This is a genomic window from Saccharopolyspora kobensis, from assembly GCF_900108315.1.
GTDB lineage: Bacteria > Actinomycetota > Actinomycetes > Mycobacteriales > Pseudonocardiaceae > Saccharopolyspora > Saccharopolyspora kobensis.
The window spans coordinates 57,612-70,046 of record NZ_FNVB01000012.1; the positions used below are offsets into that span (position 1 = coordinate 57,612).

Consider the following 12,435-nt stretch of genomic DNA (forward strand, 5'->3'; position numbering starts at 1 on the left):
GCCCGTCGTCAGGCGGCGGACAGCACCAGCCCGCTGGTGGGCACCCCGGTGCCCGCGGTGACCAGGACGTGACCGACGTCGGCGACCTGGTTGACCGAGGTGCCGCGGATCTGGCGGACCGCTTCGGCGATGCCGTTCATGCCGTGGATGTAGGCCTCGCCCAGCTGGCCGCCGTGGGTGTTCAGCGGCAGCCGACCGCCGAGCTCGATCGCGCCCTCGGCTATGAAGTCCTTGGCCTCGCCGCGCCCGCAGAAGCCCAGCTCCTCCAGCTGCACCAGCACGAACGGGGTGAAGTGGTCGTAGAGGATGCCGACCTGCACCTCCTGCGGCCCGATCCCGGCCTGCTGCCACAGCTGCCGGGCCACCACGCCGAGCTCCGGCAGCGCGGTGAGGTCGTCGCGGTAGTAGCTGGTCATGGTGAACTGATCGCTGCCGCTGCCCTGCGCCGCGGCGGCCACCAGGGCGGGCGGGTGCGGCAGGTCGCGCGCCCGCTGCGGGCCGGTCACCACGATCGCCACGCCGCCGTCGCTCTCCTGGCAGCAGTCCAGCAGACGCAGCGGTTCGGTGATCCAGCGCGAGGCCTGGTGGTCGGCCAGCGTGATCGGCCGCTGGTAGAACCAGGCGTTCGGGTTGGTCGCCGCGTGCTTGCGGTCGGCCACCGCCACCCGGCCGAAGTCCTCGCTGGTCGCACCGTAGGCGTGCATGTAGCGGCGGGCGAACATGGCGACCTGCGCGCCGGGAGTGGCCACGCCCATCGGGTAGGTCCAGCTGTTGTCCAGGCCCGTCGAGGTCGGTGCGCCGGCGAGCGCGGACTGCACCTGGCCGAAGCGGTTGCCGGAGCGCTCGTTGAACGCCCGGTAGCAGACCACCACCTCGGCCATGCCGGTGGCGACCGCCATCGCCGCTTGCTGCACCGTCGCGCACGCCGCGCCGCCACCGTAGTGGATCCGGCTGAAGAAGCTCAGCTCCGGGATGCCCAGCTCGCGCGCCACCGCGACCTCGGTGTTGGTGTCCATGGTGAAGGTGACCAGACCATCCACATCGGACGGTTCCAGTCCCGCGTCGGCGAGCGCGGCGCGCACCGCCTCGGCGGCCAGCTGCAGCTCGCTGCGCCCGGAGTCCTTGGAGAACTCGGTGGCGCCGATGCCCACGACCGCCGCACTGCCGGAGAACCCGCTCATGCTGTTCCGCCTCTCCGCGATTCACAGTGGTGGTTGCGTGTGGGGTTGTTCTTGCGTTTCGGGGTTTCTAGTGGCTGGTTCGCGTCACGTTCCCCTGATGAGGTGCGGTTGTGCGAGGCTGGGGTTGACACAGGGCCACTCATCCCGTCACCTCCGGCAGTTCGACCCGGACGGTGCCGCTGACGTGGGTGCCCAGGCTGTTGCGCCCCAGCACCTCCACGACCAGCACCGCACCGTCGCGCTCCAGCACCTGGCCGTGCAGCGCCAGTTCCTCGTAGGCGTAGCAGGGCACGCCGAGCTTGATCGCCACGCCGCGCACCAGCGCCTCCGGCCCCGCCCAGTCGGTCACATAGCGCTGCACCAGGCCGGTCGTGGTGAGGATGTTGATGAAGATGTCCTTCGAGCCCTTGGCCACCGCCAGGTCCCGGTCGTGGTGGACGTCCTGGAAGTCCCGCGTGGCGATGGCCGTGCTGACCACGAACGTCGGCGTGATCTCGATGCGCTCCTCCGGCAGGGCGTCGCCGATGCTCACTTCTGCCAGCGATCTCGTGCGCGCCAGCGTCATTGCCCCTCCGTCGGCTCGGGCCGCCAGATGGGCAGCGTCAGCTCTTCGTCCACGCGTTGGAAGTCGACCACCACCCGCCGGCCGACCGCGACTTCTTCCGGCTGCACGCCGTGGAGCTCGCCGAGCACCCGCACTCCCTCGTCCAGTTCGACGAGGGCCACCACCAGCGGCAGCTCCTTGCCGGGCACCGGTGGGTGGTGGTGCACGACGTAGCTGTAGATCTCGCCTCGCCCCTCGGAGACGAGGTGAATTCGCTTGGTCGCACCGCATTCCGGGCACATCGGGCCCGGCGGGTGCCGCAGCAGCCCGCACTGGCCGCAGCGCTGGATGCGCAGCTCACCGGCCGCGGTGCCCGCCCAGAAGTACGCGGTGTCGGCGCCGATGGCGGGGCGGATCACCGCGGTGCCCACCTCGGGCTTCGGCGCTTCGGGCTGCTGCTCCGGAGGGCGGAACTTCAGCACCCGGAACAGCATCTCGGCGACCGGTTCGCCGTCGACGAACCAGGTGTTGCGGGTGGTGACGAACCAGCCCTCGCCGAGCGCCGTGGTCTTCGGCCCGACCACGCTGTCCAACCTGGTCGAGACGGTGACCTGCTCGCCGTGGCGCAGGTACCGGTGGTAGGTCTGCTCGCAGTTGGTGGCCACCACCGAGGTGAACCCGGCCTCGTCGAGCTCGGCCATCATGGCGTACAGCGGATCGGCCGGATCGCGCTGCGGGTGCAGCCCGCCCATCGTCCAGACCTGCGCCATCGCCGGTGGCGCCACCAGTCCACCGTGGACTGATGCGGCCGCGGCGGATTCGTCGGTGTAGACCGGGTTCCGGTCGCCGATCGCCTCCACCCAGTTGTTGATCATCGGCAGGTTCACCGGGTCGCGGGCGGCCCGCGGCTCGCTGGGGCCGCGCTCCTGGATGCGGTGCGCGGCGTCGGTGATCGAGCTGGTCATGTTCCCTCCGGCTCAGCGGGGCACTCGGGGCAGGTCGAGTCCGGCGGTGGCGATCAGTTCGCGCTGCACCTCGTTGACCCCGCCACCGAAGGTCAGCACCAGGTTCCGCTTGTTGTGCACGTCCAGCCAGGACAGCAGTTCCGCGGTGTCCGGATCGGATGGATCGCCGTGCCGTCCCACCACCTCGGCCAGCAGCCGCCCCAGCTCCTGGATGCGCTCGGAGGAGAACACCTTGGTCGCCGAGGCGTCGGCGATGGCGACCGGGCCGTGCGCGGCGGCCGCGGCGACCTGCCAGTTCAGCAGCTCGTTGACCCGCTCGTCGGCCCGCGCCCTGGCCAGCGCGCGGCGCACGTCGGGCAGGTCGAGCAGCGGAGTGCCGTCCGGCGCGGTCCGGGAACCGGCCCAGGCGCGCACCCGCTCGCGCAGGCCCGCCAGCCGGCCGGCCGGGCCGAGCATGACGCGCTCGTGGTTGAGCTGCGTGGTGATCAGCCGCCAGCCGCGGTCCAGCTCGCCGACCAGCATCGACTCCGGCACCCGCACGTCCTGGTAGTAGCTCGCGTTGACGTGGTGCGCGCCGTCGCAGGTGATGATCGGCGTCCACGAGTAGCCCGGATCGGTCGTGTCGACGATCAGGATCGAGATGCCCTTGTGCTTGGGCGCGTCCGGGTTCGTGCGGCAGGCCAGCCAGATGTAGTCCGCGTCGTGCGCACCGGTGGTGAAGATCTTCTGGCCGTTGACCACGAACTCCCCGCCGTCCCGCACGGCGCTGGTGCGCAGCGAGGCCAGGTCGGTGCCGGCGTCCGGTTCGCTGTAGCCGATCGCGAAGTGGATCTCCCCGGCCAGGATCTTCGGCAGGAAGAACGCCTTCTGCTCCGGCGTGCCGTAGGCCTGCAGCGTCGGCCCCACCGTCTGCAGCGTCACCGACGGCAGCTGCACGTCCGCGCGGGCTGCCTCGTTGGCGAAGATGAGCTGCTCGACGTCGCCGAAGCCGCGCCCGCCGTACTCCACCGGCCAGCCCACGCCCATCCAGCCGTCCCGGCCCATCCGGCGCACCACGTCGCGGTGCGCTCGGCAGTGCCGGTCGACGGCCAGCTGCGCGCGCTCCTCCGGCGTGACGAGCTCGCTGAAGTACTCCCGCAGCTCGGCTTCCAGCGCGCGCTGCTCGGCGGTGAGTTCGATGAACATCGGCACCTCGTTTCAGAGCCCGTCTTCCGCACTGGCTCTTGCTCTTCTGCTCTGCTGCGCCGCGGCGCTGCGGGTTCTCAGCGTTCGCCCGGCGCGGACAACGCGTGCACCGGACGGGATCCCGGATCTGGACGGGCGCCGAGGTTCCGCCACCGCCGCGCAGAACGAGTTCATGTCCGGGCTTTCAGGCTCGCGCCGCGAGCGCGTCCAGGCGGTGGTGCGCACCGCCGGCGAGCCGGGCCAGATCGGTGATCAGCGACGAGTAGCGGTGCAGCGGGTAGGTGATGTCGAGTCCGAGACCGCCGTGCAGGTGGTGGCAGGTGCGCAGCAGCGCCGGGGCCTCTTCGGTCAGCCACCAGGCGGCGATGTCGAGGTCTTCGGCGGCGTCGAGCCCGGTGCTCAGCCGCCAGCACGCGGAGAGCGTGGCGAGGTGCAGGGTGCGGGCGGCGATGTAGGCGTCGGCGATCTGCTGGGCCACCGCTTGGAACGCGGCCAGCGGCTTGCCGAACTGGTGCCGGGTCCGCAGGTGCTCGGCGGTGAGGGCCAGCGCGCCGGCGACCGCGCCGTCACCGACCGCGCAGATGCCGGCCAGCGCGCAGGCGTGCAGATCGGCCAGTGCGGCGGCGCCGCCGAGGCGTTCGGCAGGAGCTCCGTCGAACCGGACCGTCCACTCGAATCCCGCCGAGTTCCGGTTCCGGTGCAGCTCGACGCCCGGCCCCTGCGGGTCGACCAGCACCACGGCAGGCCCGTCCGGAGTCGTCGCCGAGACCAGCAGCCGTTGCGCCCGATCGGCGTGCAGCACCGCGGTCTTGGTGCCGGACACCTTCCCGTCGGCCACCGTCGTCCGAGGCCGGTCGGGCAGCGGCGACGACGGCTCGTTGATCGCCGCGGTCGACTGCCGACCGCTGAGCAGAGCCTCCTGCTGCTGCGGCGAGCCGTGCCTGACGACCGGGAGGACGCCGAAGGCCAGCGCGCTCAGCGCGGGCACATCGACAGCTGCGCGACCGACCTCGGTGAGCACGATCACCGTCTCCAGCACACCGAGCCCGGCACCGCCGAAGCGCTCCGGAACCGCCAGCGTCAGCAGCCCGGCGTCGTCCAGCGCCTTCCAGACCGCTTCGCCGGAACTCGTTGCATCGTCGTGGCCGGATTCGCGGCGCAGCACCTCGGCAGCCAGATCACGGACGTCCTGCTGAGTTTCCTCGAACGCGAAGTCCATGCAGCCCGCCCCACCTAGTGACAAAACTGAAACTTGTTCTAGTGATACCTCTCGCCGCCCCCACGCGCAACCCCCACCACCGCCACCCGGACAGGTGCCAATTCCGCGAGAAATCGAGGTTCGCCCGCGTGGCTGCCGATTTCGCACGAAATCGACCACGTCCCGGCTGGCGGCGACCGCCGGGCGGACGGAGCTGCGGTGCGATTTATAGAACAGCTTCTACCGGAACTGGGCTGTTCAGCAGGTAGTCTCGGAACGCACGGACACGCCATTGCGAAGGAGCCCCAGTGACGCAGGGATCGGACACCGAACGCCCGCACCACCCCCCGATCCCGGCCGAGCTGCGCGAGCTCGCCGAGCAGGCCACCGGGTTCATGCCCGCCGACGAGGGCCAAGCGCTCTACGAGACGGCGCTGGAGCACCTGGGCACCGGGCTGGCGGTGGAGATCGGCACCTACTGCGGCAAGTCCGCCGTCTACCTCGGCGCGGCGGCGCGCAGCACCGGCGGCCGGATCGTCACCGTCGACCACCACCGCGGTTCCGAGGAGCACCAGCCCGGCTGGGAGTACCACGACCCGGACCTGGTCGATCCGCTGGTGGGCAAGCTGGACACGCTGGGCGAGTTCCGCCGCACCATCGCCAGGGCGGGGCTGGAGGACGAGGTCACCGCGATCGTCGGCCGCTCCGGCGACGTGGCCGGTTTCTGGCGCACCCCGCTGTCGCTGCTGTTCATCGACGGTGGGCACACCGACGCGGCGGCCACCACCGACTACGAGGGCTGGGCGCACTGGGTCGCCCCGGGCGGTGTCCTGGTGATCCACGACGTCTTCCCGAATCCCGAGGACGGCGGCCAGGCCCCGTACCGCATCTACTGCCGGGCCCTGGAAACCGGATCGTTCGAGGAGATCCGCGTCGTCGGCTCCCTCCGCGTCCTCCAGCGCACCGCCGGAGAACCAGGCTCCCTCCCCTGACCTGCACGAACCCAACCGCCAGACTCCGCAATTTCAATTGAAATCGGAACATCGATTTCAATTGAACTTGCGCCCACCGTCGGCGTGTCGGCGCACGACACACCGACGGCGGGTCGGGATCCACGCAATTTCAATTGAAATCAGACGTGCGATTTCAATTGAAATTGCGGAACGCGAGTGGCCGGAGGCCACGAGCACCAGCCGGGCGCGAGCGCTCGGAGGGGCGCATCGCGGCAGGTCAGGCGCCGGTGACCTGCTCGCAGCAGGTGGCGTTGTCGAGCGGGAGGCCGGTCGGCAGCTTCTCGCCGCGGAAGATGCCGTTGCCCGGTGTGGTGCGGGACAGCGCATCGGCCGCCAGGATCACCGCGCCCGCCGTCCAGGTCGAACGCTCCTCCGGCCAGCGCTTGCCGTCGGCGAAGACCAGGCCCGTCCAGTACGAACCGTCCGGATCGCGCAGGTGCTGCATCGCCGCCAGCAGCTCGCGCGCCCGGTCGTACTCGTCGACCGCCTCTAGGCTCAGCACCAGCTCGCACGTCTCCGCGCCGGTGACCCACGGGTGGTCGTCGACGCAGCGCACGCCGAGGCCGTCGACCACGAAGTCCGACCAGCGCTCGAACAGCCGCTGCCGCCCGGCCTCGCCGCGCAGTGCTCCGCCGAGCACCGGGTAGTACCAGTCCATCGAGTAGCGGGTCTTCGGCGTGAAGGCCTCCGGGTGGTGCCGGATGACGTGGCCGAGCCGGCCCAGCGCCACCTCCCAGCCCGGCTGCGGCTGGTCCAGGTGCTCGGCCAGCGCCAGCGCGCAGCGCAGGCTGTGGTGGATGCTGGAGCAGCCGGACAGCAGCGCCTCACCGGTCGGCGTCCCGGACTCGCCGATCGCCCAGTCGATCTCGCCGCGCTCGCGCTGCGCGGTCAGCACGAAGTCGATCGCCGAGCGCACCACCGGCCACATCCGCTCGGCGAACCCGTCATCACCGCTGATCAGCAGGTGGTGCCACACGCCGACGGCCGGGTAGGCGCAGAAGTTGGTGTCCGCACCGGCGTCCTCGACGCGGCCGTCGCGCACCTGCAGCGGCCACGACCCGTCCGCGCGCTGCGTGGCGCGCAACCACTCGTAGGCGCGCTCGGCCTCGGCCAGCAGGCCGGTCGCCGACAGCGCCATCGCCGATTCGACGTGGTCCCACGGGTCCACGTGCCCACCGGTGAACCACGGGATCGCACCCGAGGCCAGCTGCGTCGCCGCGATCGCCCGTCCGGTCTGGACGGCCTGGTCCGCGGCGAGCACACCGGGGACATCAGGCCGCAGCACTGGCCGCTCCCGGCTTGCCCAGGTAGACCGCGATGCTCTTGCCCATGACCGGGTCCAGCAGCCGCTCGGCGGTGCGGGTCAGCCACGGGCCCTTCATCAGGTCCCACACCAGCATCCGGTGGTAGAGCTTGGGCAGCGGGTGGTCGTCGTTGTCGGTGCCCACCGCGCACTTGAGCCACCAGTACGGCGAGTGCAGCGCGTGCGCGTAGTGGTGGAAGGCCGGGCGCAGGCCCGCGGCGCGGAGCTTGCCGATCAGCTCGTCGGCGCTGTAGATGCGCACGTGCCCGCCTTCGACCTGGTGGTACTCGTCGGACAGCGCCCAGCAGATCTTCTCCGGCCAGGCCCGCGGCACGGTGACCACCACGCGGCCGCCGGGCTTGACCACGCGCACCAGCTCGCGCATGGCCTTCTCGTCCTCGGGGATGTGCTCCATGATCTCCGAGGCGATCACCACGTCGAAGTGCTCGTCCGGGAACGGCAGGTCGAGCGCGTCGCCGGAGACGGTCTGCGCGTTGGCGCCGTCGGGCACCTGGTTCTCGGCCTTCATGGCGCCGAACATCGCCGCCACGTTCTCCAGCTCCTCGACGTCCTGGTCGAAGGCGATCACGTCCGCCCCGCGGCGGTAGAGCTCGAAGGCGTGCCGCCCCGCGCCGCAACCCAGGTCCAGCACCCGCTGGCCCGCCTGCACGCCGAGCCTGTCGAAGTCCACCGTCAGCAAAGCGTTGCTCCCTTCCCTGCGCGCGGCGTGCGCGCGATCGCTTCCGCGTAGCAGTCGACCGTCGCCGCTGCCACCGACTTCCAGTCGTACTTCGCCAGCACCCGCGCCCGGCCGGCCGCGCCGAGCCGCTGCCGGCGCTCCGGCGAGTCGAGCAGCCCGGCCAGCGCGGTGGCCAGCGCTTCGGCATCGCCCGGCGGCACCAGGTCGGCGCACTCGCCGTCGGGCCCGGCGACCTCGGGGATGGCCCCGGCGCGGCTGGCCACCAGCGGTGTCGCGCAGGCCATCATCTCCACGGTGGGCAGCGAGAAGCCCTCGTACAGCGAAGGCACGCAGGCGACCTCGGCCGATCCCAGCAGCTCGGCGAGCTCGGCGTCGCTGATCCCGCTCACGGTGCGGACGACGTCGCCGATGGCCAGCTCCTCGATCAGCTGCTCGGTCGGGCCGCCGGGCACGGGCTTGGCGACCAGGACCAGCTCCACCGAGCGCTCGGTGCGCAGCTTGGCGACCGCCTCCAGCAGCGTGCCGATGCCCTTCATCGGGGTGTCCGCGCTGGCCATCGCCACGATGCGGCCGGGAACGCGCGGCGCGACCGGCGGCCGGAAGACCTCCGAGTCCACTCCCAGCGGCACCACTCGCAGCTGGTGCGGGGCGACGCGGAAGTCGCGCTGGATGTCGGTGGCCGAGGACTCCGAAACGGTCAGCAGGTGCGGGATCCGCCGCGCCACCCGGCCCTGCATCCGGGTGAAGCCGTACCAGCGGCGCAGCCCGATGCGGCGCCAGCCGGTGGTCCCGGCCAGGTCCACGCGGCGGTCGTGGGTGATCGGGTGGTGCACCGTCGCCACCAGCGGGATGCCGGCGGCCTTCAGGTCCAGCAGCCCGTAGCCGAGGCACTGGTTGTCGTGCACCACGTCGAACTCGTGGGAGCGGGCGCGCAGCAGCCGGGCCGCGCGCAGGCTGAAGGTCAGCGGTTCGGGGAAGCCCGCGGTCCACATGGTGCCGACCTCCAGCAGGTCGACGAGGTCGCGGAGCTCGCGCCAGTTCGGGGTGCGGAAGGGATCAGCGTCGTTGTAGAGGTCGAGGCTGTCCACCGCGGTCAGGTCCACGCCGGGATCCAGCTCGGGGTACGGCTGCCCGGAGAACACCTCGACGTGGTGCCCGAGCTCGACCAGCCCCCGGCTGAGGTGCCGGACGTAAACGCCCTGCCCGCCGCAGTGCGGCTTGCTCCGGTAGGACAGCAACGCGATCCGCACGGCTCACCTCACACAGCCCGCGCCGGGCGGACTGGGTAGACTGGAACATGTTCTGATCGAACCACGTCGATCACCTTAACCCGTCAGGGTGGTGGGGCGACGAGCCGCGTGGCGACGAACACGCGGTTTTCGGCAACAGTCTTCGAGGGGGCCCACGCCGCATGGAAAGCACCTCGCGAAACGTCCTGCAGGCACTGCGGGACGACGAGTCCGGTTCCACGGCCCAGCACGAGCGCCGCAAGCGGATCATCGACGCCACCATCGCGCTGGCCACCAAGGGCGGCTACGACGCGGTGCAGATGCGGACGGTGGCGGAGAAGGCCGACGTGGCGCTCGGCACGCTCTACCGGTACTTCCCGTCCAAGGTGCACCTGCTGGTCACCGGCCTGGCCAGGGAGTTCGAGCGGGCGCAGGACAAGCTGGACCGCACCAAGATCCCGGGCACCACGCCGTACGAGCGGGTCATGTTCGTGCTTAACCGCACCACCCGCTCGCTGCAGCGCAACCCGCAGCTGACCGAGGCGATGACGCGCGCGTTCATGTTCGCCGACACTTCGGCGGCGGCGGAGGTGGACACGGTCGCCGCGCTGGTCGAGCGGTTCTTCACCAACGCCATGACCGAGGGCGATCCGACCGAGGAGGAGAAGGCGATCGCCCGGGTGATCGGCGACGTGTGGCTGTCCAACCTGGTCGCCTGGGTCACCCGCCGCGCCTCGGCCTCCGACGTCTCCAACCGCCTCGAGCTCACCGTCCGCCTGCTGCTCGCCTGAGCCGGTACCGCGTCGATTTCTCGCGAAATCGACGCGGTACCAGGACGGCGACCGGTCAGGTGGCGAGGGCGTACTCGCGGATGCCGTCTTCGTCGACGGTGGCCGTGAGGACGCCTCGGGTGACGAGGACGTCGAGGTGGGCGTTGGTCTCGCCGACCGCCAGGACCTGGTTGAACAGGTCCATGTCCAGCAGCGCGCGGTTGCGGCGGGTCCAGCCCAGCTTCAGGGCCGCTTCGTAGGCGGTGCCCGCGCCGTCGCGGATCGCGCCCGCCGTCTGCTCCAGGCGTTCTTCGTGGTGCTGGAGGAGTTCGGCGATCCGGCCGTGCGAGCTGCCGCCGACCGGGCCGTGCGCGGGCAGCAGCCGCATGTCCGGGTAGGACTGCATCAGGCGCAGCGAATCCAGGTAGTCGCGCAGCGGGAGTTCGGGCCGCGCCGGTTCGACGCCGATGGACGGCGTGATGTGCGGCAGGATGTGGTCGCCCGAGAACAGCAGCGACGACGCCGAATCCAGGAACACCACGTGCCCCGCGGTGTGCCCGGGCGTGGGCACCGCCAGCAGCGTGCGGGTCTTCAGCGGAACCTCGACCTTGCCGTCCAGCCACTCATCGGGCAGTTCGTAGGGACTGCGGCTCTTCGGCGCCTTCCCTCCGTAGGCCTCGGCGAGCTTGGCCAGCAGATCGCCCGCGCCCCAGCGCCGCAGCCGTTCGGCCTCCATCTCCTGGTTGTCGTCCAGGATCGCCTCCAGCGACGGCTGCTCACCGGCGCCGAGGCTGATCTGCGAGCCGAAGGTGCGGCGCAGCGTCACCGCCAGCGTGTAGTGGTCGCGGTGGACGTGGGTGACCAGGAAGCGCCGGATGTTCTCGAAGCCGTAGCCGATCTCGCCCAGCGCGGATTCGAGCTGGTCGCGCGCTTCGTCCAGCGCCCAGCCGGAATCGACGAGCACCAGTCCGTCGCCGTCCTCGATGGCGTAGACGTTGACCGCGCGCAGGCCGTCGTTGGGCAGCGGCAGCGGAATCCGGTGCACCCCCGGCGCCACCTCGAACACCCCCGGCTCGATCCAGGCGTGCCTGGCTTCCACCGCACCGTCGCTCACCGCATGCCTCCCGCTGCTCTCCGTGCCTCCCCGCGAGCGTAACCCGCAGCCCCGCCTTCCCGTCCCACCACTCGGAAATCCGGACCCCAGGGCGCAACTTCAATTGAAATCTCACGTCCAACTTCAATGGAACTTGCGCCTCCCGCGGTCCGTCGCGGGTCAAGATGCAACTTCAATTGAAATCTGCTGTGAGATTTCAATTGAAGTTGCGGATCCGTCGTCACAGCGGGCGGTTCAGCTGCCGTAGACCGGTTGCGGGGCGGGCGCTTCGGCGAGGAGCTCGCGGACGGCCGGACCGAGCTCCTCCGGTCGCCAGCGGCGTCCCGCGTCGCGGGAGGGCCCGCGGCCCCAGCCCGTCGCCACCGTCAGCTCGCCGCCCTGGACCTCGAACACCCGGCCCGTCACGTCGCCCGACTCCTCGCTGCCCAGCCAGGCCACCAGCGGTGACACGTTCTCCGGTGCCATGCCGTCGAATCCACCGTCCGGGCGGGCCATCATGTCGGCGAATACGTCCTCGGTCATCCGGGTGCGCGCCGACGGGGCGATGGCGTTCACCGTCACCCCGTAGCGGGCGAGCTCGGCCGCGGTGTTGATGGTGAGCGCGGCGATCCCGGCCTTGGCCGCGGCGTAGTTGGTCTGCCCGATGCTGCCGAGCAGACCGGCGCCGGAGGTCGTGTTGACGACCCGGCCCCGCACCTGCTCCCCCGCCTTCGAGCGGTCGCGCCAGTGCTGGGCGGCGTGGCGCAGCGTCGCGGCGTGGCCCTTGAGGTGGACGCGGATCACCTGGTCCCACTCGGCTTCGGAGAGGTTGACGAACATCCGGTCCCGGACCACTCCGGCGTTGTTCACCAGCACGTCCAGGCGGCCGAAGCGCTCCACCGCGAAGGCCACCAGCTCGCGCGCCTGCTCCCAGTCCGACACGTCGGCGCCGTGCACCTCCGCCTGCCCGCCGAGCGCGCGGATCTCCGCCGCGACCTCCTGGGCCGGCTGGTCACCACCGCCGCTGCCGTCGAGCTGGACGCCGAGGTCGTTGACCACGACGTGCGCGCCCTGCCTGGCGAACTCCAGCGCGTGCGCGCGCCCGAGCCCGCGTCCCGCACCGGTGATGATGACGACCCTGTCCGCGCAGATCACCTGCTGCCTCCCGTCCACACCAGACACCCGGACCGAGGCGTCCCGATTCCGGTGCTGGCGGGGCGTCCTCGGATGTTGCTACGGTAACAACCCAACCAA

At 71.0% G+C, this 12,435-nt stretch carries 12 protein-coding genes; 2 read left to right on the top strand and 10 right to left on the bottom strand.

Going from position 1 to position 12,435, the window contains the following annotated elements:
- Positions 1 to 8 precede the first annotated feature (8 nt).
- The 5 genes from C4T78_RS32185 to C4T78_RS32205 form a co-directional block, all read right to left on the bottom strand.
- Positions 9 to 1,181 carry a lipid-transfer protein gene (locus C4T78_RS32185; RefSeq protein WP_093358024.1) on the bottom strand — a complete coding sequence of 391 codons (1,173 nt, stop codon included), beginning with the start codon at positions 1,179 to 1,181 and terminating at the stop codon, positions 9 to 11.
- A gap of 139 nt (positions 1,182 to 1,320) precedes the next feature.
- Positions 1,321 to 1,746, bottom strand: a complete 426-nt coding sequence (locus tag C4T78_RS32190) for a MaoC family dehydratase (protein ID WP_235863863.1) — start codon at positions 1,744 to 1,746, stop codon at positions 1,321 to 1,323.
- Complete coding sequence (locus C4T78_RS32195) at positions 1,743 to 2,690, bottom strand: bifunctional MaoC family dehydratase N-terminal/OB-fold nucleic acid binding domain-containing protein (protein WP_093358023.1); 948 nt, start codon at positions 2,688 to 2,690, stop codon at positions 1,743 to 1,745. Before C4T78_RS32195 ends, C4T78_RS32190 begins: the two co-directional genes overlap by 4 nt.
- 12 nt (positions 2,691 to 2,702) lie before the next feature.
- A complete protein-coding gene (locus C4T78_RS32200) occupies positions 2,703 to 3,875 on the bottom strand; it encodes an acyl-CoA dehydrogenase family protein (protein ID WP_093358022.1) in 1,173 nt (390 codons plus the stop codon).
- Positions 3,876 to 4,059: 184 nt separating this feature from the next.
- Complete coding sequence (locus C4T78_RS32205; RefSeq protein WP_093358021.1) at positions 4,060 to 5,094, bottom strand: acyl-CoA dehydrogenase family protein; 1,035 nt, start codon at positions 5,092 to 5,094, stop codon at positions 4,060 to 4,062.
- Between the two features lie 287 nt (positions 5,095 to 5,381).
- Between C4T78_RS32205 and C4T78_RS32210 the strand changes: the two genes are divergently transcribed.
- Entirely contained in the window at positions 5,382 to 6,065 is a 684-nt protein-coding gene (locus C4T78_RS32210) for a class I SAM-dependent methyltransferase (RefSeq protein ID WP_218161747.1), read from the top strand.
- Positions 6,066 to 6,303: 238 nt separating this feature from the next.
- On the opposite strand, the gene C4T78_RS32215 is transcribed toward C4T78_RS32210, so the two are convergent.
- From C4T78_RS32215 to C4T78_RS32225, 3 genes are read right to left on the bottom strand one after another with little or no spacing between them, the layout of a single operon-like run.
- Positions 6,304 to 7,371 (bottom strand): glucosidase family protein, encoded by a 1,068-nt coding sequence (locus C4T78_RS32215; RefSeq protein ID WP_093358020.1) that lies wholly within the window; start codon positions 7,369 to 7,371, stop codon positions 6,304 to 6,306.
- Positions 7,358 to 8,080, bottom strand: a complete 723-nt coding sequence (locus C4T78_RS32220; RefSeq protein ID WP_235863866.1) for a class I SAM-dependent methyltransferase — start codon at positions 8,078 to 8,080, stop codon at positions 7,358 to 7,360. The genes C4T78_RS32215 and C4T78_RS32220 overlap by 14 nt, the downstream gene beginning before the upstream one ends.
- 2 nt (positions 8,081 to 8,082) lie before the next feature.
- Positions 8,083 to 9,339 carry a glycosyltransferase family 4 protein gene (locus C4T78_RS32225; protein WP_093158655.1) on the bottom strand — a complete coding sequence of 419 codons (1,257 nt, stop codon included), beginning with the start codon at positions 9,337 to 9,339 and terminating at the stop codon, positions 8,083 to 8,085.
- A 161-nt stretch (positions 9,340 to 9,500) separates the two neighbouring features.
- On the opposite strand from C4T78_RS32225, the gene kstR reads away from it, so the two are divergent.
- On the top strand, positions 9,501 to 10,109 hold the full coding sequence (kstR, locus tag C4T78_RS32230; RefSeq protein WP_093158657.1) for a cholesterol catabolism transcriptional regulator KstR: 609 nt from the start codon (positions 9,501 to 9,503) through the stop codon (positions 10,107 to 10,109).
- Between the two features lie 55 nt (positions 10,110 to 10,164).
- Here kstR and C4T78_RS32235 read toward each other — a convergent pair whose 3' ends face one another.
- Positions 10,165 to 11,202 (bottom strand): MBL fold metallo-hydrolase, encoded by a 1,038-nt coding sequence (locus tag C4T78_RS32235; protein WP_093358019.1) that lies wholly within the window; start codon positions 11,200 to 11,202, stop codon positions 10,165 to 10,167.
- A gap of 234 nt (positions 11,203 to 11,436) precedes the next feature.
- Positions 11,437 to 12,354, bottom strand: coding sequence for an SDR family oxidoreductase (locus C4T78_RS32240; protein ID WP_235863862.1), 918 nt, complete (start codon positions 12,352 to 12,354; stop codon positions 11,437 to 11,439).
- Positions 12,355 to 12,435 lie beyond the last annotated feature (81 nt).